The sequence below is a fragment of the Burkholderia sp. FERM BP-3421 genome (genome assembly GCF_028657905.1).
In the GTDB taxonomy this organism is placed as follows: Bacteria; Pseudomonadota; Gammaproteobacteria; order Burkholderiales; family Burkholderiaceae; genus Burkholderia.
Map to the genome: position 1 here is coordinate 47764 of NZ_CP117781.1, position 22248 is coordinate 70011.

At 67.5% G+C, this 22248-nt stretch carries 15 protein-coding genes and 2 pseudogenes; 5 read left to right on the top strand and 12 right to left on the bottom strand.

Translation table 11 applies throughout. The features are described 5' to 3' along the window. Positions 1–40: 40 nt before the first annotated feature. The 6 genes and pseudogenes from Bsp3421_RS34225 to Bsp3421_RS03440 form a co-directional block, all read right to left on the bottom strand. A pseudogene (locus Bsp3421_RS34225) lies at positions 41–172 on the bottom strand (beta-ketoacyl synthase N-terminal-like domain-containing protein); the annotation flags it as partial. Then, positions 169–1002, bottom strand: coding sequence for a hypothetical protein (locus tag Bsp3421_RS03420; RefSeq protein ID WP_273996942.1), 834 nt, complete (start codon positions 1000–1002; stop codon positions 169–171). The gene Bsp3421_RS03420 and the pseudogene Bsp3421_RS34225, both read right to left, overlap by 4 nt. 75 nt (positions 1003–1077) lie before the next feature. After that, positions 1078–1899 (bottom strand): fatty acid desaturase, encoded by an 822-nt coding sequence (locus tag Bsp3421_RS03425; RefSeq protein WP_273996943.1) that lies wholly within the window; start codon positions 1897–1899, stop codon positions 1078–1080. Between the two features lie 10 nt (positions 1900–1909). Further along, entirely contained in the window at positions 1910–6007 is a 4098-nt protein-coding gene (locus Bsp3421_RS03430) for an AMP-binding protein (protein WP_273996944.1), read from the bottom strand. 135 nt (positions 6008–6142) lie between these two features. Continuing rightward, the gene (locus Bsp3421_RS03435; RefSeq protein ID WP_273996945.1) at positions 6143–6571 is read right to left on the bottom strand and encodes a PaaI family thioesterase; all 429 of its coding nucleotides are present in this window, start codon (positions 6569–6571) and stop codon (positions 6143–6145) included. Between the two features lie 484 nt (positions 6572–7055). Beyond that, positions 7056–7601, bottom strand: a complete 546-nt coding sequence (locus Bsp3421_RS03440) for a hypothetical protein (protein WP_273996946.1) — start codon at positions 7599–7601, stop codon at positions 7056–7058. 639 nt (positions 7602–8240) lie between these two features. On the opposite strand from Bsp3421_RS03440, the gene valS reads away from it, so the two are divergent. After that, a complete protein-coding gene (gene valS, locus Bsp3421_RS03445) occupies positions 8241–10796 on the top strand; it encodes a valine--tRNA ligase (RefSeq protein ID WP_273996948.1) in 2556 nt (851 codons plus the stop codon). A 74-nt stretch (positions 10797–10870) separates the two neighbouring features. Here valS and Bsp3421_RS03450 read toward each other — a convergent pair whose 3' ends face one another. Together Bsp3421_RS03450 and Bsp3421_RS03455 are read right to left on the bottom strand one after the other, a co-directional pair. Next, complete coding sequence (locus tag Bsp3421_RS03450; protein WP_273996949.1) at positions 10871–11848, bottom strand: hypothetical protein; 978 nt, start codon at positions 11846–11848, stop codon at positions 10871–10873. 363 nt (positions 11849–12211) lie between these two features. Further along, positions 12212–13030, bottom strand: coding sequence for an AraC family transcriptional regulator (locus Bsp3421_RS03455; RefSeq protein ID WP_273996950.1), 819 nt, complete (start codon positions 13028–13030; stop codon positions 12212–12214). Positions 13031–13165: 135 nt separating this feature from the next. Here Bsp3421_RS03455 and Bsp3421_RS03460 point away from each other — a divergent pair, with 135 nt between their 5' ends. Then, positions 13166–13933 (top strand): alpha/beta fold hydrolase, encoded by a 768-nt coding sequence (locus Bsp3421_RS03460; protein ID WP_273996951.1) that lies wholly within the window; start codon positions 13166–13168, stop codon positions 13931–13933. Positions 13934–14041: 108 nt separating this feature from the next. On the opposite strand, the gene bktB is transcribed toward Bsp3421_RS03460, so the two are convergent. The 4 genes from bktB to Bsp3421_RS03480 form a co-directional block, all read right to left on the bottom strand. Continuing rightward, complete coding sequence (bktB, locus tag Bsp3421_RS03465) at positions 14042–15229, bottom strand: beta-ketothiolase BktB (RefSeq protein WP_273996952.1); 1188 nt, start codon at positions 15227–15229, stop codon at positions 14042–14044. A gap of 46 nt (positions 15230–15275) precedes the next feature. Then, positions 15276–16949: an electron transfer flavoprotein-ubiquinone oxidoreductase gene (locus tag Bsp3421_RS03470; RefSeq protein ID WP_273996953.1), complete on the bottom strand. Its 1674-nt coding sequence runs from the start codon at positions 16947–16949 to the stop codon at positions 15276–15278. Between the two features lie 25 nt (positions 16950–16974). Further along, positions 16975–18765 (bottom strand): acyl-CoA dehydrogenase, encoded by a 1791-nt coding sequence (locus Bsp3421_RS03475; protein WP_273996955.1) that lies wholly within the window; start codon positions 18763–18765, stop codon positions 16975–16977. Positions 18766–18928: 163 nt separating this feature from the next. Beyond that, the gene (locus tag Bsp3421_RS03480) at positions 18929–19933 is read right to left on the bottom strand and encodes an AraC family transcriptional regulator (RefSeq protein WP_273996956.1); all 1005 of its coding nucleotides are present in this window, start codon (positions 19931–19933) and stop codon (positions 18929–18931) included. 813 nt (positions 19934–20746) lie between these two features. Between Bsp3421_RS03480 and Bsp3421_RS03485 the strand changes: the two genes are divergently transcribed. From Bsp3421_RS03485 to Bsp3421_RS34230, 3 genes and pseudogenes are all read left to right on the top strand, one after another. Beyond that, positions 20747–20959 carry a hypothetical protein gene (locus Bsp3421_RS03485; protein ID WP_273996957.1) on the top strand — a complete coding sequence of 71 codons (213 nt, stop codon included), beginning with the start codon at positions 20747–20749 and terminating at the stop codon, positions 20957–20959. 59 nt (positions 20960–21018) lie between these two features. Beyond that, complete coding sequence (locus Bsp3421_RS03490; RefSeq protein ID WP_273996958.1) at positions 21019–21453, top strand: hypothetical protein; 435 nt, start codon at positions 21019–21021, stop codon at positions 21451–21453. A 140-nt stretch (positions 21454–21593) separates the two neighbouring features. Continuing rightward, positions 21594–22115: pseudogene (locus Bsp3421_RS34230) on the top strand (ESPR-type extended signal peptide-containing protein); the annotation flags it as partial. Positions 22116–22248 lie beyond the last annotated feature (133 nt).

The following is a 22248-nucleotide window of genomic DNA, read 5'->3' on the forward strand; positions in this document are numbered from 1 at the left end:
CGCGCGCGGCCGCCCACAGGTCCGCGCGCTCCGGGCCGGGCTCGGCGGCCACCACGCGGCCGTCGAGCAGCAGACGCCAGTAAGCGTCGACGTCGTCCGCCCCCGGAAACCGGCACGCCGCGCCGATCAGCCACGCGGCCGGGGCCGCGTCGTGCGTCGGGATGGGCGTCATTGCAGGCGGCGCAGTTCGTGCAGGCGGTCGAACAGCGTCGCCCAGGTGTCGAGCAGCGCCCCCGTGAAACGCCGGATCTCATCGTAGCGCTCGGCCGTCAGCGCCTGGCGCACCACGTACCAGCTGTCCTCCGAATGATCGTCGTCGACGAAATGGCCCGCATCGTCCTCGACGTGCACCGAGTGATAGCCGTTCGGCTCGGCGAGCGCGGGACAGACGCGGATGCTGTTCTTCGCCCACGGGCCGTAGTACGGCATGAACACCGTCTCGATGCAGGCGAGCAGCACCGCGAGCCGCAGATGATCGTTCTGGTTCTCGTCGAGCGTCGCGCGCGTCGCGCGGGCCTCGGGCGACGGCGTGTGCGCGCGCCAGCCGGCTTCGTCGAGCCCGAGCGTGCGCATCGCGTCCGCGAGCAGCCAGTAGTGCGCGAACGACGGATGGCCGAGCGCGCGGCCGTCGCCGCCGTCGAGCTTGAAGCCGATCTCGTCGAGCACGTTGAGCTGCACGAGGAAGCGCGCGGCGAGCTTCGCGCGGTAGCCGAGCGTCGGCTCCAGCTGCGACGCGGTCTGCATCAGCCGCAGCAGCGACTCGCTGAACGCTTCGAGAAAGGCCGCGCGCACTTCGGTGTGCACGAGCTGGATCGCGCGCAGCGTGAATTCCCCGTTCTCCCACGCTTGCAGGATCGGATGACGATGCAGGCGGTGCGCGAGGATGGTATCGCTCACCAGCTCGCGCGTGAATGCTTCGTTGCGGGCCCACAGCGCGGGATCGACGGTGTCGCGGATCAGCTGGCGAGTGGCGGTGCGCGAATCAAGGGCGGTGTCGGACATGTCGGTGGTTCCGTGAGAGTCGGGGGAAATTCCGGCCTCCGGACGTCGGCCCGGAGGAAGGGCGATGGGATCGGGTCAACGCGCCGGCGCGGCACTGACCGGGCGCGCGAACTGCTCGCCCCAGCGCTCGCCCTGCAGCTCGGCGGGCATGCGCGCGGCCAGCTCGGCGTGATACGCGGGCAGTTCGCTCCAGTGCAGCGCCTGGCTCACGTGATGCGCGGCGTGGTAGCCGGCGTTCCAGGTGAGCCAGTTGTAGAAGCGGCCGGTATTGGTGCGCGACGCCGTGAAGTCGTCGCCGAGCGGCAGCCCGCTGTGATGCGCGTAGGCCGAGTACTTGAGCAGGTACAGCATCATCAGCATCGGCACGACGAACACGACGAGCGCCGCGAACGGATCGTGGATGATCAGCGTCGCGAGCAGCGCGATGCTCAGTACGCCGTAGCCGATGAATTTCGCGCGCAGCGACGGCCGGTCGCGGCTGAGCGTGATGCACGACGGGTAGTGCCACAGCATCGTGCGCAGCGAAAACTCGTGGCGCCCCTGCTGCGAGCCGTCCCTGCGCCGCCAGTTCAGCGTATCGAGCGCCGGATTGAAGTAGTGCGTGTGATGGCCGACGATGTGGTTCAGCGTGCTGGAGAACGGCGACGTGCCGACTTCAAGGAACATCATCAGTTCGAGCAGCCGGTTCGGCGCCTGCCGCACGAAGGTCAGGCAGTGGATGTGATTGTGGTTGTACGCGACCACCGAGACCCGCGCCGGCAGCAGCAGGATCGACAGCGCGATCAGCCAAGCACGGTCCCTGACGAAGAAATAGAGCAGCAGCAGCACGGCGAACAGGCCGCTGATCAACAGCGCGGGCCAGACATCGACCGGTTGACGAAACAGCTTGGCAAGCATCGGCATCCCCTCAGGCTTTGGCCTGTCCGTTCGCGAGCGCGGCCTGCGGCGCGCGCGCCGCGAATCCGGACGGCAGCTTGTGATGAATGAAGGCCGCGAGCTGGCGCGGCGTCGGATAGTTCCACAACACGGTCGGATCGAGGTCGAGCGAGAAACGGCTCGACAGCGATTCCGCGAGTTCGGTCGAATCGATCGAGCCCAGGCCGAACATCGCGAATTCCAGGTCGGCGCTCGCTGTCTGCGGCGCGAGCTTGCAGCGCGCCGCGATCCAACCGACGATGAAGTCGCGGATTTCGCCGTGCGCGTCGGCGCCCGCGCGCAGCGCGGCCGGCTGCGGCGCGCGCGGGCGCGCGGCCGTGACGTCGATGCCGAGCGGTGCGGCGCGCAAGCCGTCGTCGCGCCGCGCCGGATGCAGGATCGATGGAGGCGGCGTCGAGTGGGACGCAGGCGAGACCACCGCCGACGCCAGCGACGCGGGCGCATCGGGCGCGAGCAGCGGATCGCACTCGAACGCGGGCTGCGCGGCGCGCCGCCGGTCGACGCCGATCTCGCCGTCGAGCGACGCGCCGTAGTCGCGCAGCGCATCCACCGATGCCAGCCGGGCAAGCCGCGCGGATGCGCCGTCGAGCGTGCGCCGCGCGGCGTCGAGGCGGGCGTCGAACCACGCGCGCGCGGCCGCGTCGTCGCGCGCCTGCGCCGCACCCGCCGCATACAGCACGAGTTCGGCGAGGTACGCCCCCGTGGCCTGATGCCGCCAGTGCGCATCGCCCGCATCGGCCTCGGCGGCGACGCGCGCCGCCGCGAGCGCCGCGTCGAAGTGGCGCGCGACGGCCGCCTCGTCGCGCAGCCCGGCGGACAGATGCGCGCGCAACGCTTCGGGCGCGCGCGCCGCCGTCGCCCCGAGGAAATGATGCAGGGCCTCGGTCGGCCCCTCGAAGATGCGGAAGATCCGCGCATCGCGGAAGATCTGCGGAATCAGGTTGGTCTCGATGTAGCCGCGCCCGCCGGCCAGTTGCAGGGTCCGGTCGATCGTCACGCCGAGCCATTCCGTCGACAGACACTTGCAGGCGGCCAGCAGCTCGGGCGCCACGCGCGCGCCGGCGTCGACGCGCTCGGCGACGCCGCGCACCAGCCGTTCGAGCGCGCGGATCGCGCGCATCGTCTCGGTCAATACATCGCGCGCGTGCGGATTGGCGAGCAGCGGCCCGGTGGAGATCTCGCGCCGTCCCGCATAGCGCAGCATCAGCTGGTAGCTGGTCTTCATCGCGCCGACGCACAGCGCGGCGATCGCCAGCCGGCCATAGCACATGGTGTCCTGCGCGACCGCCATGCCGTGATCGGGTTCGCCCAGCACCTGATCCGCTTGAGCGATCACGCCGTCGAGACGGACCGTGTTCTGGATCATGCCGCGCATCCCCATCGTCAGCGCCTCCGGCCCCTGCACGACGCCCGGGCTCGCGGCCGGAATCGCGAAACCGGTGACGCCCGTCACCTGGCCATCCGCGTCGAGCGTCTTGGCGAACACGTGAATGACGCCCGCCCACGCGGCCGAGCCGCTCCAGTATTTGGTGCCGTTGATCCGGTAGCGTCCGTCGGGCAGGCGGCGCGCGGTCGCGGCGATCGCGCCCGGATTCGACCCGGCGCCCGGCTCGGTCAGCGCGAACGCGGCCAGCTCGCGGCCGGTCGCGAGCGCCGCGAGATGGCGCGCGCGCGAGGCCGCGCCGCCATGCTTGGCGAGCGGGCGGATGCCGAGCGCATTGTTCAGCCCCACGAACAAGGCGAGCGTCATGTCCTTCGCGCCGAGCACTTCCACGACCCGCGTGAAATCGGTGGTACCGAACCCGAGGCCGCCCGCCTCGCGCGGCGCGAGCATGCCGAGCAGGCCGCGATTGCCGAAGTCGAGCACGATGTTCGGCGGAATGCAGCGGCGCTCGTCGATCTGCAGGGAATTCACGCAGCGCGGCACGTAGTCGTCGAGCCATTCGATCAGCGCGCGGGCCCGCGGCGACAGCGCGGCGGGCGGCGCTTCGGGCGTGTGCTCCGCATAGGGCGCGGTCGTCGCGGCATGGGCTGCCGAGGCACCGGTCGCGGCCGCACCCACTACCTCGGCACCGGCTGCGGCATCGTCGGCTGTTGCGGCATCGACTGCCGCAGCGTCGGCTATCGAGGCACCAGCCATAGCTGCCTCAAGCACCTCGGCACCGGCTGCCGCGCCGTCGACTGTTGCGGCATCGGCTGCCGCAGCACCAGTCACCTCGGTATCAACTGCCGCATCGTCGGCTATTGCGTCATCGGCTGCCACAGCGCCGGCCATAACGGCACCAACCACCTCGGCACCGGCTACCGCGACACCGGCCGCCTCATCATCCGTCTCGCGCCACTGCGCGAGAACCGCCAGTTCGCCCGCTGCCAGCCGGCGGCGCATCAAGTCGCGCTGGATCTTGCCGCTGCTCGTCTTGGCAATCTCGCCCGGCTGCACGAAGACGACCGACGCCGCCGCAAGCCCATGACCTTCCCAGATCGCGCGGCGCACGCGCCCGATCTCGGCGCGCATCGCCTCCGGATCGAGCTTCGCGCGATTGAGGCCCTGCACGATCGCGAGGCCGCCGTCCTCCAGCAGGAACGCCGCGCCGCTGTGCGCGCGGTACAGGTCGCCGAGCGCCTGCACCGTGTCCTCGAGATCCTGCGGGTAGTAATTCACGCCGTTGACGATCAGCAGTTCCTTGATGCGCCCCGTGATGTAGAGCCTTCCGTCCCGTACGCAGCCCAGGTCGCCCGTGCGCAGGAAGGGCCCGTCGCCCGTGTCGGCCAGATACGCGCGGAACGTCTCCGCCGTCTCGACGGGCCGCTGCCAATAGCCGCCCGTCACGCCGCGCCCGTTCAGCCAGATCTCGCCGACCACGCCGTCCGGCAACGCCTTCCACGTGGCGGGATCCACGATCCGCGCATCGAGTTCCGCGGGCGTGGCGTACACGCTCACGAGCGAGGCGAGCGCCTCGCCCGCGTCCGCATCGCCCGCCGGCACGATCCGGTTCGCGCCGAGCGGCGCGCGCGCGACGGACAGCACCGCCTGCGCGTCCGCATGCCCGCCCGACACGTAGAGCGTCGCCTCGGCGAGCCCGTAGCACGGGAAATGCGCATCCGCGCGGAATCCGGCCGGCGCGAAACGCGTGCTGAAGCGTGCGAGCGTCGACGCCTTGACCGGCTCCGAACCGTTGAACGCGACGCGCCAGCTGCCCAGGTCGAGTTCGGCCCGCTCGGCATCGTCGATCTTATCGACGCACAGATCGAATGCGAAGTTCGGCCCGCCCGCGATGGCCCCCGCATAGCGCGAGATCGCGAGCAGCCAGCTCGACGGATTGCGCAGGAAGCTGAACGGCGACATCAGCACCGCATGCGCGCCGACCGACAGCGCCTGCAGGATCATGCCGATGAGCCCCATGTCGTGATAGAACGGCAGCCAGCTGACGATCACGGCATCGCCGTCGCAGCGCATCGCCCGCGCCTGCTGGCGCGCATTGAGCAGGATGTTCCCGTGCGACACCATCACGCCCTTCGGCGTGCCGGTCGACCCCGACGTGTATTGCAGGAACGCGAGCGAGGCGGACTCCAGCGGCGGCATGTCGTCGTCGCTCGCGCGCATCGGCGACGGCCCGGGCGCGCCCGTCAGCACGCTGCATCCGGCGTCGAGCCCGAGCTGGGCGCGCAACGCATCGCCGTGCCGCGCGATCGTTTTCGCATCCACGATCAACGCGGACGGACGACAGTTCCCGATCACCGCCGCGAGCTTGTCCCAGTCGCGCTGCGTCGACGGCGGATACATCGGCACCGCGACCGCGCCCGCCGCCAGGCAGCCGAGAAAGTCGACGATGTAATCGAGCCCCGACGGCTGCATGAGCATCACGCGCCGGCCTGCCAGCCCGCGCGCGCGCACGTCGGCCGCGCGTGCATCGACCGCCGCGCCGAGTTCGCCGAAGGTCATGCCGCGCTCGAACTGCGCGCGCTCCTTGAGGAAGGTGTAGGCCGGCCGGTCCGGACGCGTCGCGGCCCAATGGCGCAGGCGCTCGATGATGGTCCGATGCGGCGGCGTCACGGATTCGTCATCCATTAGTTATCCGAATTTAAATGAAAAGTCATGGAAAGCCCAATGCATGTCTGCGCCGCTGAAGGCGCGCGCATCGATCCGCTCGGAAAAAAACCGCCCTGCCCGTGAGGCAGACTCAATGAGTCCGCGGCAACGGACTCAGATCGGTAGGTCGCTGAGAATCGAGAAGGATGCGGTGCCTGTCGCGACCAGTTCGCCGTCGGCCGATTTCAGGCTCATCTCGGCCACCGCGAGCTTGCCGCCGCCCCGCACGAGGCGGGCCGTCGCGACGAGATCCTGGTGTCTCGCCGCCTGCAGCATCCGGACGTGCAGATCCGCCGTCACGACGAGCTTGCGACACTGCGCGGCCACGGTGAACCAGCCCGCGCTGTCGAGCATCGCCGCGAATACGCCGCCATGCGTGTCGTTCATGCCGTGATCGAAATCCGGCCGGCGCGCCATCGAAATGGTCGCATGGCCCTCTTCGTCGAATGCGATGCGCAATCCCATCGTCTTTGAAATAGGCGCCGCTTTGAATGATTTCTCGAGGAAAACCATGACATCCTGCGCAGACATCCCTTCCTCCATCTCTCGCTTTTTTTGGCCGATTCAGCGCTTGCGCGCCAATGGAACCGATTTAGTTATGCGACTCGTCGATTTCAGGATCGCTGGCCGCCGGACGCGCCGCGCAATACCTGCGCGGACGTCCGCCAAGACACCATGGCGCCGGCCGGTGCGCCGCGCAAAGCACGGCCCGCCGGCCTGGGGGCTCGATCCGTCTCCTCGGTAATGAAACCGTCGGTCGTCGAAACAGCGTGCTTGAGACTAGGACAAATTGTTGAACTTTGCAAACCAAAACACGGCTTCCTTCACACTTCGGAGCCGTTGATCGTTATGCAACATCGACGCCGGCCTTTTACCGCGCGGCTTTCAATTCGTGAGCCATTTACAGAGGAACCATTCAAATAGCCACTCACCTTTTCGATTTACTGCACAGGATTTTCTTTGAGAACGAATTTGATATGTCTCGCATTATTTCCGGTCGGCCGGATTACGCTCGATGATCGCTTTATCAAAGTTGCCCGGGATTCGGACACGCTTCACTGAGATCGCACGACGACGTCCTTTCCGCCTCGCTTCCTTTCTCGCTGCTTCGATTGCACGACTGCGACCTTGCGCACTGAAGCACCGCGATCGCGGCCCCTGACGTAACGTCGAATACGCCCGACGATCCGCGTCCGCCGGCCTGCATGGCGGGAATCGATGCGAGCACGAATTCCGGCCGCGCGGCCGGCTTCGCGGTGACGGACAACACGTTCTCGCGCATCCGGTATCCGGCTTCCATGCGCTCGCGCAACGTGTGCCCGTTCCACGTCGGGCGCAACGTGCTCACCTCGATCGGCTGCACCACGCTCGACATGCCGCACGCGGCCCGCTGCACGGCGAACGCGCTCGACGGCCGGTCGGCGACCGCGTCGGGTTGCGTCGCGAGCGTGAGCCTCGGCATCACCGATGCAAAGGCCTCGCGCATGCCGCTCGGCAGCCGCGCGCTGACGACGCCGGAGACGGTGCGGCGCGCGGGATCGATCGCCGCGCGCTTCGGATTCCGGCTGGACAACCCGCGTGGCGGTATGCCTCATGCGAGAGATCCGCGTGCGCATCCTGCGGAACCGTGCGCAATAGTTGGACCGCCCCTCCGGCAAACGCGCTCGCACACGGCCTCCGCCTCGGCCCTCGCGTCATTCGGAACGCGCACCGCGCGGTGCGCCGCATGCATTGCGAAACGCGCGCCAATCCGTTATAAAGGTCTGTCCGGCCAACAGCCGGCCACCTCGTTTTCTTCCCCCCGACCTCCGGAGGATGCTATGTCACCGTTAAACGTAACGGCGCGCTGAACAGCGCCAACCTCATCCGACCGCTCGCCCGCTTCCTCGTCCGCTTCCTCGTCCGCTTCCTCGTCCGCTTCCTCGTCCGCTTCCTCGTCCGCTTCCTCGCGCGCTGCACGCGTCATTCCCGCCTGCCTTCCCGGCTTCGCCACACGGCCCCCGATCCGCTGTTCGTCATGTCTTTCCCGCGCTGGCGCTTCCCGCCCCCGCGCGCCGCGACGCTCGTCCACGTCAGCCGCTGAGCCATCCGCTCCGCCGCGCGCCGGGTCTTCCCCGACGCACGCCGCCGTTCGACCGGCCCGTTCCGCCCGCACCCGCTGCGCGGCGAAGGCCCCCGGCCGTCCATTCCTTCCGCCCATGACGAATCCAGCATGACCGACCGAACCGATACCGCCCACGCCGCCTCACCGCCCCGCCTCGAAGGCATCGAGGACAAATGGGCCCGCCACTGGGACGCGCAGCAGACCTATGCATTCGATCGAAGCGCACCGCGCGACGCGATCTATTCGATCGACACCCCGCCGCCGACCGTGTCCGGCTCGCTGCACGTCGGCCACGTGTTCAGCTTCACGCACGCCGACATCGTCGCGCGCTTCCAGCGCATGAACGGCCGCGCCGTGTTCTATCCGATGGGGTGGGACGACAATGGCCTGCCGACCGAGCGCCGCGTCGAGCAGTACTTCGGCGTCGTGTGCGACCCGGCCATCCCCTACGATCCCGCCTACCAGCCGCCGGCCACGCCGGCCGCGCAGCGCGGCCGGTTCGCGCGCATCAGCCGCCGCAACTTCGTCGCGCTGTGCCATCAGCTCACCGCGCACGACGAGCAGGCCTTCCGCGCGTTGTTCGTGCGGCTCGGGCTGTCGGTCGACTGGCGGCTCGCCTACACGACGATCGGCACGCGCGCGCAGCGCGCCAGCCAGCGTGCGCTGCTGCGGAACGCCCGGCGCGGCGAACTGTACAACCAGGAAGCGCCGTGCCTGTGGGACGTCACGTTCCGCACGGCCGTCGCGCAGGCCGAACTGGAGGAACGCGAAGTCAGCGGCGCGTATCACGACCTGCGCTTCGCAGACGACGCCGGCCGCGAGATCGTGGTCGCGACCACCCGCCCGGAGCTGCTGCCCGCCTGTGTCGCGCTCGTCGCGCATCCCGACGATGCGCGCTACCAGGCGCGGTTCGGCCGGCAGGCGCGCTGCCCGCTGTTCGGCCTGAACGTGCCGATCCTCGCGCACCCGCTCGCCGATCCCGCCAAGGGCAGCGGCATCGCGATGGCCTGCACGTTCGGCGACCTCACCGACGTGATCTGGTGGCGCGAACTCGATCTGCCGACGCGCGCGGTGCTCGATCAGGACGGTCGCCTGAGACGCGATACGCCCGCCTGGATCGACACCCCCGACGGCGCGGCCCACTACGCGCGGCTCGGCGGCCACACGGCCGCCGACGCGCGCCGCCGGATCGCCGACGCGCTCGCCGAGGCCGGCGCGCTGGCGTGCGCGCCGCGTCCGGTCACGCACGCCGTGAAGTTCTTCGAGAAAGGCGACCGGCCGCTGGAGATCATCGCGACGCGCCAATGGTATCTGCGCAACGGCGGCCGCGATCCCTCGCTGCGCGCCGCGCTGCGCGCACGCGGCGACGCGTTGCAGTGGCATCCCGGTTTCATGGGCCAGCGCTACGCGCATTGGGTCGACGGGCTCAACGGCGACTGGCTGATCAGCCGCCAGCGCGTGTTCGGCGTGCCGCTGCCGTTCTGGTATCCGCTCGACGCGACGGGCGCGCCCGACTACGACGCACCGCTCCACGCGGACGAAGCCGCGCTGCCGATCGATCCGCGCTCGCACGTGCCGCCCGGCTATCGGGAAGCCCAGCGCGGCCAGCCGAACGGCTTCGTCGGCGAGACCGACGTGATGGACACCTGGGCCACCAGCTCGCTCACGCCGCAGATCGCGGCCGGCTGGGAAGAACCGGACGGCTGCTTCGAGCAGGTGTTCCCGATGGACCTGCGGCCGCAGGCGCACGACATCATCCGCACCTGGCTGTTCGGCACGACCGTCCGCGCCCATCTCGAACACGGCCGGCTGCCGTGGCGGCATGCGATGCTGTCGGGCTGGATCCTCGACCCCGATCGCAAGAAGATGTCCAAATCGAAGGGCAACGTGGTCACGCCCGCCGCGCTGCTCGAACGCTACGGCTCGGACGGCGTGCGCTACTGGGCCGCGCTCGGCCGCCCGGGCGCCGACGCGGCGTTCGACGAGACGCAGATGCGCAACGGCCGGCGGCTCGCGCTGAAGCTGCTCAACGTGTCGACTTTCGTGCTCGGCTTCGACGCGAGCGGGCCGCACGCCGTGAGCGCCGCGCTGGATCGCGCGATGCTCGCGCGGATCGCCGCCTGCGCCGAGCAGGCGGGTACGGCGCTGGCATCGCTCGATTATGCGAAGGCGCTCGCGCAGATCGAGGCGGACTTCTGGTGGTATTGCGACGATTACGTGGAACTGGTGAAGGCGCGCGCGCATCGCGCCGACGCGGCGGGCGCATCCGCGCGTCACGCGCTGCGCGCCTCGCTGTCGATCATCCAGCGGTTGTTCGCCCCGTACCTGCCGTTCGTCGCGGAGGAAGTCTGGTCGCGCTGGCAGGCCGGCTCGATCCATCGCGCGGCATGGCCCGACGGCGCGGCTGCGCGCGCGCTCGCGGGCGCGTCCGCGAGCGCCGCCGCGACGTACGCGGCAACCGATGTGCTGCGGGCGATCCGCAAGGCCAAGTCCGATGCGAAGGTGTCGATGAAGGCCGAGGTTGCGTGCGCCTCGGTGGGCGACAGCGCACCGCGCCTCGCGCTGATCGAGGCCGTCCGCGACGACCTCGTCGCCGCCGGCCGGCTCGCGCAGCTGGCGCTGGCGCAATCGGATGCGTTCCGCGTCGACGTGACGCTCGTGTAGCGTGGATCAGCGCAGGTTCGCGGCCCGGGCGCGCCGTCGGCGTCCGGGCCGCGTCGCGGTGAGGCGAAGCGGGGCTAGAAACGATCGAGCACGTCGAACACCTTGTCGGCGGTGCGCTTCGCGTCCGCCGACAAGCCGCTGTCCTTCACCGCCTGCTTGGCCACTTCGCCGCCGATGTCCTTGATCGCGCTGATCGCCGCCGACACCGGATTGAAGCGCCCCTTGGTGATGACGTCGATCAGCGTCTTGCCGATGCCCTTCACGATCGCGCCGAGATACTTGCCGACCTGCTCGAAGCCCCATTGCAGGTTGTCCTTGTTGGTGCCGTCGAGGCGGACATGGGTGTCGCTCGTCTGATCGAGCTGGTGCCCCTTGCCCTGGATTTCCTGCGCATAGGACCAGCCGTTCTTGCAGATGTCCTGCAGCATGCCGGCTTCCGTGCCGTGGCGCGCGTCGCCGTCCTTGGTGAAGCCGTCGATCTTGCCGTTGCCGAGCTGCGAATCGGAACGCACGCCGCCCTCGCGGTTGTTCGAACTCTTCACGTAGGTGAGCATGGCCGCCGCGCGGTATGCCTGATCGGGATCGCTGTCCATGTGGCCGCCGACCAGCTGGTTGAGCTTGTCGCGAATGCCGCTCTGGTTGCCGAGCTGCTTGAGCAGCGGGTTGTCCTTGATGATCTGCTCCGCGCTGCGCGCGTCGCCGGGAGGACGCGAGGTGTTCGCGTCGGGCGGCGCGGATGCGAAGCGCGCCATCGACGGGTCCGGCGACGCCGGGCAACGCTGCTCGGGCGGCGGCGCGGCGGGAGCCTGCGCGAATTTCCCGGTCGGCTTGAAATTGAACGAGGCATCCCCGCCGCCGTCCGGCCCGCTATCGCTCGGGAGCGCTTGATTCGAATCGCCGTCGACCTTGAACAGCTCGATCGACTCCTTCAGGATCCGGCGCAGCGCGTCGGACGATTCGGCTTCCGCGTCCTGCGACGGCTTGAATGCGTGGGCCGGCACGATCGGCATGTCGAATACATTGCCGGGATCGCCATTGATTCTGCTCGCCATGAGGTAGTCCTCCGACTGGAATGTCCGTGCATGAAGCCGACTGCCCGTGCGCGGCAGGCGATCGGTTTCGCGCAAAGCATCTTGCTCTGCGGCGATGTGGGAGCGCGAAGGAGGAAGCGAAGCTGTGTCGATGCATGCGAAGCGAATGGAGCGCGCGCGTGAGATGCGTGGCTACGCCTCATGACAATCGATGGGCTCATCCCGAGCTTGGCCGTCGCTCGATCGAGCGTGCAATAGCGTGGCCCGGTTCGCCTATCGGGACGACATCAGCATGCCGCTTCGGCTCGACGTGGACGCCTGGAATTCATTCGCGCGGGCCGACGGCGGTGAGCGGTATCGCTGAAGGCAGCCGGCGGAATCGACTCAACCGGCATCGAGCGGCTCGGCCGGGTTCGATGTCGCCGCCCCCCGCCCCGCCACATACCGGCTCGGCGCGTCCCCCAGCACCCCGCGAAACGCCGACGCGAACGCACTCGGGCTCGCATACCCCAGATCGAGCGCGACCCGCGTGACCGACTGCCCCTCGCCCAGCCGCGCCACGGCGGCGAGCAAACACACCTGCTGCCGCCACGCCGCGAAGCTCACTCCCGTCTGCGCACGAAAGAGCCGCGTGAAAGTACGCCGGCTCATCCCCGCCTCGGCCGCCACGCCGTCGAGATCGCGCGTGATCGACGGCGCGTCGAACACGCGCCGGCATACCCTCGCGAGACGCGGATCGGCGGGCAGCGGCGCATGCAGCGACAGGCGCGGCATCGACGCGATTTCCGCGACCAGCAGCCCCATCAGCATGCCGTCCCGCCCATCGCGCGCATACAGCGGCGGCACATCGACCGCCTCCGCGAGCAACTGCCCGAGCAGCGCCGACACCCCATACACGCCGCACTGATCGGGCAAGCCCGCCGCGTCGGCCGCCGCCTGTGCGATGAAGGTATTGAGCATCGTGACCGGCCCGCTCATCGTCATGTCGTGCGCGACGCCGGCGGGCACCCAGCAGGCGCGTTGCGGCGGGACGAGCCAGCGCCCCCGCGGCGTCGCCACGCTGATCGCGCCGCGCGCGGCGAACGCGAACTGCCCGCGCCGGTGCGCATGCATGGGAAAGGTCTCGCCCGGCGCGTAGTCGTTGGCGGTCACCACCACGTCGCGCGGGAGATCTTCGTAGGGATCGAGCAGCGTATCTCTCATGGCCCGGATTCTATAGTGATTGACCCGCCAACGCAGGCGGGCCAGCAGCGCCCGACGCACAATCCGTCGTCGATCCGGGGCCGCTCGCGCCGCCCGTCGGATTGCAACCCCCTCTCTTTCGATTCCGGAGTCGACATGCCCAATACGTTTCATCGCGTGGGAAGCGGTCCCCACGCCGTCCTCGTGCTGCACGGCTGGTTCGGCGATGCGCACGCGTTCGAGCCGATCGAGCCCTGGCTCTCGACCGACGCGTTCAGCTACGTCTTCATGGACAACCGCGGTTACGGCGGGATGCGCGCCGCGCCCGGCGCGTACACGATCGACGAAGTCGCCGCTGATGCGCTCGCGCTCGCGGATGCGCTCGGCTGCCCGCGCTTCAGTCTCGTCGGTCATTCGATGGGCGCGATGGCGGCGGAGCGCATCGCCGCGCGCGCGCCCGAGCGGGTACGCGCGCTGGCGCCGATCACGCCGGTGCCATGCGGCGGGATCGCCTTCGATCCCGACCATCGCGCGTGGCTCGACGCCGCCGCCGCTTCGCCGGCGCGACGCCGGGACATCATCGCCCGCAGCACGGGGCAGCGCCTGCCGGCCGCGTGGGTGACGTGGAAGGCGGCGTACTCGTTGGAGCGCGCCGCGCCGGAGGCCTTCGCCGCCTACTTCGCCGCGTGGGCCGATACCGATTTCAGCGACGAACTCGACCGACGGCATCCGATGAAGGTGCTGGTCGGCGCGCACGACGCGATGTTCAACGCGGCGCTGATGGAGCGGACCTATCTGCGGCGCTATCCGCTCGCCACGCTGGAGGTGCTGGACAACGCCGGCCACTACCCGATGAACGAAACACCGCTCGCGTTGGCGGCGACGCTCGAATCGTTCCTGCGAACCTGCGCGCTGCCGGCTTGATGCACGCGCGATGAAGCGCCGGATGCAAAATGGGCCGGCGCAACCCACGCGCCGGCCCGTTCCTCGTCGCACCGCGCGGCCATGCCTCCGCGCGGCCGGTTATTTTCTTCAGCCGAGGTTCTCGAAAATAGCCGCGATGCCCTGCCCGCCGCCGATGCACATCGTGACGAGCGCATAGCGCCCGCCCACGCGTTGCAGCTCATGCAGCGCCTTCACGGTGATCATCGCGCCGGTCGCGCCGATCGGGTGACCGAGCGAGATGCCCGAGCCGTTCGGGTTCACCTTCGCCGCATCGAAGCCCAGCTCCTGCGACACCGCGCAGGCCTGCGCCGCGAAGGCCTCGTTGGCTTCGATCACGTCGAGATCCTCGACGCGCAGCCCGGCGCGCTGCAGCGCCGTGCGCGTCGCCGGCACGGGGCCGATGCCCATGTATTGCGGATCGACGCCCGCGTGCGCATACGCGACGAGCCGCGCCATCGGCTTGAGCCCGCGCTGTTCCGCCGCCTCGCGCGACATCAGCAGCACCGCCGCCGCGCCGTCGTTGATGCCCGAGGCATTGCCGGCCGTCACCGTGCCGCCGTCTTTCGCGAACACCGTCTTGAGCTTCGCGAAGTCCTCGGGCACCGCGTCGGTGCGCACGTGCTCGTCGGTATCGAACACGACTTCACGCCCCTTGACGGTGCGCGCGACCGGCACGATCTGGGCCTTGAAGCGGCCCTCGGCGATCGCGTGCGCGGCGCGCCGATGCGATTCGAGCGAGAGCGCGTCCTGCTGCTCGCGCGTGATCCCGAACTTGCGCGCGACGTTCTCCGCCGTCACGCCCATCGGCACGGTGTGAAACGGATCGCTGAGCGCGCCCTGCATCATGTCGACCAGTCGGATATCGCCCATCCGCGCACCGAAGCGCGCCTCGGACACGATATGCGGCGCGCGGGTCATGTTTTCCGCGCCGCCGCCGATCGCGGCTTCCGCGTCGCCGAGCAGGATCGTCTGCGCGGCCGACACGATCGCCTGCAAGCCCGAGCCGCACAGGCGGTTCACGTTGAACGCCGGGGTCGTCTCCGGAATGCCCGCGTCGATCGCGGCGACGCGCGACAGATAGAGATCCTTCGGTTCGGTCGCGAGCACGTTGCCGAACACCACGTGGCCGACGTCCTCGCCCTTCACGCCCGTGCGCGCGAGCACCTCGCGCACCACGAGCGCCCCCAGTTCGGTCGGCGCGAAGTCCTTCAGGCTGCCGCCGAACTTGCCGATGGCGGTCCGCACGCCGCCCACTACCACGACTTCCTTGCTCATGTCCGTTCCTTATCGAAGTGGCCGCGCCAACGCGCGCCGGTTTGACTTACATGTTCGGATAATTCGGTCCGCCGCCGCCCTCGGGGGTGACCCAGACGATGTTCTGGGTCGGGTCCTTGATGTCGCAGGTCTTGCAGTGCACGCAGTTCTGCGCGTTGATCACGAGGCGCTCCGCGCCGTCGTCGGCCTTCACGAACTCGTACACCGCCGCCGGGCAGAAACGCGCCTCCGGGCCCGCGTACACGTGCAGGTTCACGTCCACCGGCACCTTCGGATCCTTGAGCGTCAGGTGCGCCGGCTGGTTCTCCTCGTGGTTCGTGTTCGAGATGAACACCGACGACAGCCGGTCGAACGTCAGCTTGCCGTCCGGCTTCGGATACTGGATCGGCTCGCATTGCGACGCCGGCTTCAGCATCTCGTGATCCGCGTGCTGGTGATGCAGCGTCCACGGCACGTTGCCGCCCAGCACCTTCTGTTCGAGCCCGACCATCGCCGTGCCCAGGTACAACCCCTTGCTCATCCACTGCTTGAAGTTGCGCGCGCGGTGCAGCTCCGTGTGCAGCCACGACTGCTTGAAGGCATCCGGATACGCATTCAGCTCGTCGCCCTGGCGGCCCGCCTGCACCGCGTCGAACGCCGCGTCGGCCGCCAGCATCCCGGTCTTGATCGCCGCATGGCTGCCCTTGATCCGCGCCGCGTTCAGGAAGCCCGCGTCGTCGCCCACCAGCGCGCCGCCCGGGAACACCGTCTTCGGCAGCGACAGCAGCCCGCCCGCCGTGATCGCGCGCGCGCCGTACGACACCCGCTTGCCGCCTTCGAGGAACTGGCGGATCGCCGGATGGGTTTTGTAGCGCTGAAATTCCTCGAACGGCGACAGGTACGGGTTCGTGTAGCCGAGCCCGACGATGAAGCCGACCACCACCTGATTGTTGTCCATGTGGTACAGGAACGAGCCGCCGTAGGTGTCGCGCTTGAGCGGCCAGCCCGCCGTGTGCATCACGAGGCCCGGCTTGTGCTTCGCGGGATCGATTTCCCACAGTTCCTTGATGCCGATCCCGTACGACTGCGGCTCGCTGTTCGCATTGAGCTTGAAGCGCTCCATCAGCTGACGGCCCAGGTGCCCGCGCGCGCCTTCGCAAAACAGCGTGTACTTCGCGTGCAGCTCCATGCCGAGCTGGAAGTTCTCGGTCGGTTCGCCGTCCTTGCCGACGCCGAGGTTGCCGGTCGCGACGCCCTTGACCGAGCCGTCCTCGTTGTAGAGGATTTCCGCGGCCGGGAAGCCCGGGAAGATCTCCACGCCCAACGCTTCCGCCTGCTGGCCGAGCCAGCGCGTGACGTTGCCGAGGCTGATCACGTAGTTGCCTTCGTTCTTGAAGTTGTCCGGCAGCGCCCAGTGCGGCACCGACTTCGCGCCGGTTTCGGTCAGGAACAGGAAGCGGTCTTCCGTGACCGGCACGTTGAGCGGCGCGCCCTGCGCCTGCCAGTCGGGGAACAGTTCGGTCAGCGCGCGCGGATCCATCACCGCGCCCGACAGGATGTGCGCGCCGATCTCCGACCCCTTCTCCAGCACGCACACCCCGATCTCCGCGCCTTTTTCGGCGGCGCGCTGCTTGAGCCGGATCGCCGCCGACAGCCCGGCGGGGCCGCCGCCGACGATCACGACGTCATATTCCATCGATTCGCGCGGGCCGAATTGCGCAATCAGCTGATCCGAAGTCATCGTGCTATTTCCTGTTTCAAACCGTTCAGAACTGGTCCTCGCTCAGCGCGAGCACGCCGCCCGCGCTGTCGGCGGACAGCACCGCCGCCTCCAGGCCGCCCGCCTGCGTGAGCAGGTGCTCCGCGTAGAACTGCGCGATCGCGATTTTCGCGTCGTGGAATGCCGGGTCCGATTCACGCTCGCGATGCGCCGCCAGCAGCGCACGCCCCATCTGCCAGCCGCCCAGCACGATCCCCGCCAGCTTCAGGTACGGCACGCTGCCCGCGAACACCGCATTCGGATCACGCTTCGCCGTCACCACCACGTACTCCACCACCGCCGCCAGCGACTGCGCGCCGCGCGCCAGCTGCGTGCGCATCGACGCGAACGCCGCGCCTTCCTGCGCGCCCAACGCCTCTACCGTCTTGCGCACCTCCGCCAGCAGCGCCTGCGCCACCGCCCCGCCGTCGCGCTGCGTCTTCCGGCCCACCAGATCGTTCGCCTGGATCGCCGTCGTCCCTTCGTAGATCGCCAGGATCCGCGCGTCGCGGTAGTACTGCGCCGCACCCGTCTCCTCGATGAAGCCCATCCCGCCGTGCACCTGCACGCCCAGGCTCGCCACCTCGTTCACCATCTCCGTGCTCCAGCCCTTCACGACCGGCACCAGATATTCGTAGATCCCCTGGTGGCGCGCACGCTCCGTCTCGTCCGGATGACGATGCGCGTGGTCGCTGTGCGCCGCCGCCACATACGCCAACGCCCGCGCGCCTTCCGTCAGCGCCCGCATCGTCGCCAGCATGCGCCGCACGTCCGGGTGATGGATGATCGTGACCGACTGTCTCGCCGAACCGTCCACCGGCCGGCTCTGCACCCGCTCCTTCGCAAAGGCCGCCGCCTTCTGGTACGCCCGCTCCGCCACCCCGACGCCCTGCATCCCCACCCCGAACCGCGCCGCGTTCATCATGATGAACATGTACTCCAGCCCGCGATTCTCGTCGCCCACCAGATACCCCACCGCGCCGCCGTGATCGCCATATTGCAGCACCGCCGTCGGGCTCGCCTTGATCCCGAGCTTGTGCTCGATCGACACGCACTGCACGTCGTTGCGCGCCCCCAGGCTGCCGTCCTCGTTCACCAGGAACTTCGGCACGATGAACAGCGAAATCCCCTTCACCCCTTCCGGCGCGCCCGGCGTGCGCGCCAGCACCAGGTGCACGATGTTCTCCGCCATATCGTGCTCGCCCCACGTGATGAAGATCTTCGTGCCGAACACCTGGTACGACCCGTCCGCCCGCGGCTCCGCCCGCGACCGCACCAGCGCCAGATCCGAGCCCGCCTGCGGCTCCGTCAGGTTCATCGTCCCCGTCCACTCGCCCGAAATCAGCTTCGGCACGTAGCGCTGCTTCTGCGCGTCCGTGCCCGCCGTCAGCAGCGCCTCGATCGCGCCGTCCGTCAACAGCGGGCACAGCGCGAACGACAGGTTCGCCGCGTTCAGCATCTCGATGCACGGCGTCGCCACCAGCTTCGGCAACCCCTGGCCGTCGTATTCGGTCGGGTGTTGCAATCCTTGCCATCCGCCTTCCACGAACTGCCGGAACGCCTCGCCGAAACCCGGCGTCGCCGTCACCGCGCCGTCCTTCCAGCTGCTCGGATTGCGGTCGCCCTCCACGTTCAGCGGCGCCAGCACCTCCCCGCAGAACTTCGCCGATTCCTCCAGCACCGCCCGCGCCGTCTCGAAACCGGCGTCCTCGAAGCCCGGCAGCCGCGCAACCGCGTCGAGGCCGGCCAATTCCTTCATCACGAACAGCATGTCCTTGACGGGGGCGCTATAGCTCATCTGGAACCTTCCAATATCACGGAGTAGGGGCGCGCGCCGGCCGTGGCCGGGCGCGAAGTTCGGGCTATCCTAGCCCAAAGCCGCTCCGGCGGGCTGTCCAAACCGGCCCTTCTAGTGACAAATCCGGCCAACGCGTCGCGCGCGACCTCGGTTCGCGCCCCTTTTAAGCGCGGTCGCGGTAGGTGCCCGGCGTGCTGCCGGTCCAGTGCCGGAACGCCCGGTGGAACGCGCTCGGATCGTCGAAGCCGAGGTCGCCCGCGATCGCGGCGATGGTGTCCTGCGTGTCGGTCAGGCGCTGGATCGCGACATCGCGCCGCAGTTCGTCCTTCAGCGATTGGAACGAGGTGTCTTCCGAGGCCAGCCGGCGGCACAGCGTGCGCACCGAGCAATGCAGGTGCCGCGACGCCAACTCGATGGTCGGCAGGTCGGGCAGCGTGCCCGCGAGATATTGGCGCACGCGGTGGCTGACGCGCTGCTCGCTGAACGATTCGAAGATCCAGTCGCCCGGCGCGCGCGCGAGGAACTGGCGCAGGTTGCGTTTGCTCTGGCGGATCGGCAGATCCAGGTAGGCCGCGCTGAAGCGCAGCAGCGTCGCGTCCGCGCCGAAGCGGACCGGGCACGAGAAGAAATAGCGGTGATCGTGCGCATGCGGGGGGCGTGCGCAGGCGAAATCGACCTGCAGCAGCGGAATGCGCTGCCCGATCAGCCAGGACGACACGCCGTGCGACAGCTTCAGCATCAGTTCCTGGCCCAGCGCGCCGGGCGGCCCGAAATCCGGGTGCGGGCGCAGTTCGACCTCGGCCACCAGGTCGTTGCGACGCGACACGAAGCGGAAATCGTCGAACACGATATGGAAGAACTGGCCGAAGCGGTGCAGCGCCGTGTCGAGGTTCGGCGCGTCGAGCAGGCTCAGGCACAGGAACTTGAGCGTACCACTGCGAAACGGGCGGCTGAAGATGCCGGGCATCTCGTCGTCGAGTTCGATCGCAAGCATCCGGTACAGCGTCGAGAACTGCTCCTCGGTCACGCGCGCGCCCGGCTCGCTCAGCAGTTCCGGCGGGATGCCCGCCTGCCTCAGGTAGCGCGTGATGACGTCGGGACGCGCGCCGGCGCCCGACAGGAAGCCGTTGACGAGGGAGATCGGGACAGTGGTGCCGGTCAGATGCATGCGAGGAAATGCGAACGGGACGGTCGCGCGGCGCGCGCGCCGCGTAGCGCGCATGATACTGCGGCGGGGCGGAATGCGGGGCGGACGGGCGTCGCATCGCCTATCCCCGCCCTCGCCTCTATTCCACCAACGGCGGCTGGCGCACGCAATCAGCCCGACATTCGGCACCCCATTTCAAACACGCTCCTGGGGCTGTCGTCGTATGCAGAAACAGACGATGGATGCGCCGCAAGCCGGCAAACGCGGCTTCGACGACAACAGCGGCGCCGGGAATTCCTGGTGTGTAAAGACGGGGGCATCATGTTGTCGTACCGTCGGCCGGCGCTTCCCAGGCGCTCATTCAACGCGCTCTTTTCATCCGTCTCATTCGTCTCGGTCTCTCGCCACGCCTCATCGGGAAGAGCGTATCGGCTTCCCCGAATCAAGCATGAATACTCATGCCTCCCCGAGATTCAGCCAAACAACACACTCAACAAGCACGCCGTGACCACATCCTCATAAAGATTTATTTTAAATACATCTTAAACACCCATACGATGAATACCGCTTCCCATCGAAATCGTCAGGTAATTGAGAAAAGTTAACACCAAACGATTGGTGAAAATTTTACTGGACAAAAGCAGATCCGTTGTATCAAATTCACACGAGAAATCCTTACGCGCCTTCCACTAAAAACTAGTGAGGATCACTATCTTCCACTGGCTGTTGGATTGAATAGCACCTTTGTTCAGGCCCGAAAATAATCTTAAAAACGGAAAATTCGACCTCGCGGAGTATTTTCTCAGGGAAATTTTTCCTGAGTACGATGGAGATATGAAGCTGATCGACAGCTACTCCGAGCAGTTTCGTAAGGAAGTCAGTGATGTCGACTCGCAACAAATCAGGACGTTAAATCAGTTGTCGGCTTCGAGCGCAGGCAGGACGGCAATCAGAATATCAAAATGCGCAATTTATTTCATCGCCACTCTTTTAATCGGCGAGCCCGATCTATCAATTTTCATAAAAACAGAAATCGGTTCACATTGAAATTGAGAATTGAGTTTTCCGGCTGAACGTGCTTCGACATTGACGAACAGTGGAGTGAGATGAATATGCCGAATTCAAATTCCAACCGCGTGGAAAAAGCATCCATGCTGGCTTCAGCGGACCAAATGGTGGTTCATCTATTTCGCGCCGCCCCCCTCGATCGCCTCGAAGACGTCGACACCTACGTCGGCGCAATTGAATCAATCGTCTTTGAGCTGCTGGCGCGACATGTCGACAGCGCAAGCCGCGGTGCGGCGCGATCCGCCTACAAGGCAGGCATCGCGGCTGGACTGTACGGCGTCAATCCCCCAGTGGATGGCGACGCCGGGGGGAAACGGATGGAAGACAGTCACTCCGGCGCCTTGCTGAAGACGATGGCACGTGCAGGTTGGAAACACGGCAGGGCAATCTGGGACGAGGCCGTATCGCGGCACGCTGATAAAAAACCCCCGACTTCGGACGACAGCAGCAGTTCGGGAAATCACGGAACGTAGAGCGCCCCTCTACTACTGATCGAATGATGAAACCGTCAAGCCGATGGGTATTTAATTAGTATTCCTTTAAGTAATTTTAACGACGCGAGAAATCCACGTCTATGCCGTGAGACCCCGCATGAGCCGATGAGGTGATGAAAATGAACAAGTCGTACCGGACGATCTGGAGTGAGACCCTCGGGGCTTGGGTGGCGGTCTCGGAACTCACGGCCGCGCGAGGAAAGCGCAGCGGGGGCGGCGGTGCAAAAGTAGTCGCCGGCGTGCTCCTTGCTGGCGCGTTCCAACTTGCACATGCGAGCACCATTGGCTTTACCCAAGCGGGGGATTCAGTCACTTGCAGCACGGGAGCTGCAACGAGCCTGACCGGCAGATCATTACCGGCAGAAACTGGTCCCGTTGATGGAAACGGAACATATTCCACTGTCGCTGGATGCAGCGCAAATGGGGGAGGGAGCAGTTTTACCAGCGTAACGTTATTCGGGGCGTACTCAAGTGCCTCGGGTAATGGCGCCTTGGCGCTCGGCTTCAACTCCTACGCGAGTACCGAGGCTGCGGCAGTGGGCTTTCAAGCCACCGCATCCGGCACGACCAGCAACGCGTTTGGTTTTAACGCTCTCGCATCGAACACCAATACTGTCGCCGTGGGCACCGGCGCCACGGCTAACAATATTCAATCAGTCGCCCTTGGGAGTTCCAGTACCGCGTCTGGCAGTGTTGCGACGGCCGTGGGCTGGGGCGCGATCGGCAGCGGGGACAGCGCAGTGGCGCTCGGCAATGTCGCTCTGGCAAGTGGCA

Coding starts and splice junctions, on each gene's coding strand:
- Bsp3421_RS03420 (WP_273996942.1), bottom strand. CDS start 1,002: ATGTCCGACACCGCCCTTGATTCGCGCACCGCCACTCGCCAGCTGATC.
- Bsp3421_RS03425 (WP_273996943.1), bottom strand. CDS start 1,899: ATGCTTGCCAAGCTGTTTCGTCAACCGGTCGATGTCTGGCCCGCGCTG.
- Bsp3421_RS03430 (WP_273996944.1), bottom strand. CDS start 6,007: ATGGATGACGAATCCGTGACGCCGCCGCATCGGACCATCATCGAGCGC.
- Bsp3421_RS03435 (WP_273996945.1), bottom strand. CDS start 6,571: ATGGAGGAAGGGATGTCTGCGCAGGATGTCATGGTTTTCCTCGAGAAA.
- valS (WP_273996948.1), top strand. CDS start 8,241: ATGACCGACCGAACCGATACCGCCCACGCCGCCTCACCGCCCCGCCTC.
- Bsp3421_RS03450 (WP_273996949.1), bottom strand. CDS start 11,848: ATGGCGAGCAGAATCAATGGCGATCCCGGCAATGTATTCGACATGCCG.
- Bsp3421_RS03455 (WP_273996950.1), bottom strand. CDS start 13,030: ATGAGAGATACGCTGCTCGATCCCTACGAAGATCTCCCGCGCGACGTG.
- Bsp3421_RS03460 (WP_273996951.1), top strand. CDS start 13,166: ATGCCCAATACGTTTCATCGCGTGGGAAGCGGTCCCCACGCCGTCCTC.
- bktB (WP_273996952.1), bottom strand. CDS start 15,229: ATGAGCAAGGAAGTCGTGGTAGTGGGCGGCGTGCGGACCGCCATCGGC.
- Bsp3421_RS03470 (WP_273996953.1), bottom strand. CDS start 16,949: ATGACTTCGGATCAGCTGATTGCGCAATTCGGCCCGCGCGAATCGATG.
- Bsp3421_RS03475 (WP_273996955.1), bottom strand. CDS start 18,765: ATGAGCTATAGCGCCCCCGTCAAGGACATGCTGTTCGTGATGAAGGAA.
- Bsp3421_RS03480 (WP_273996956.1), bottom strand. CDS start 19,933: ATGCATCTGACCGGCACCACTGTCCCGATCTCCCTCGTCAACGGCTTC.
- Bsp3421_RS03485 (WP_273996957.1), top strand. CDS start 20,747: ATGAAGCTGATCGACAGCTACTCCGAGCAGTTTCGTAAGGAAGTCAGT.
- Bsp3421_RS03490 (WP_273996958.1), top strand. CDS start 21,019: ATGAATATGCCGAATTCAAATTCCAACCGCGTGGAAAAAGCATCCATG.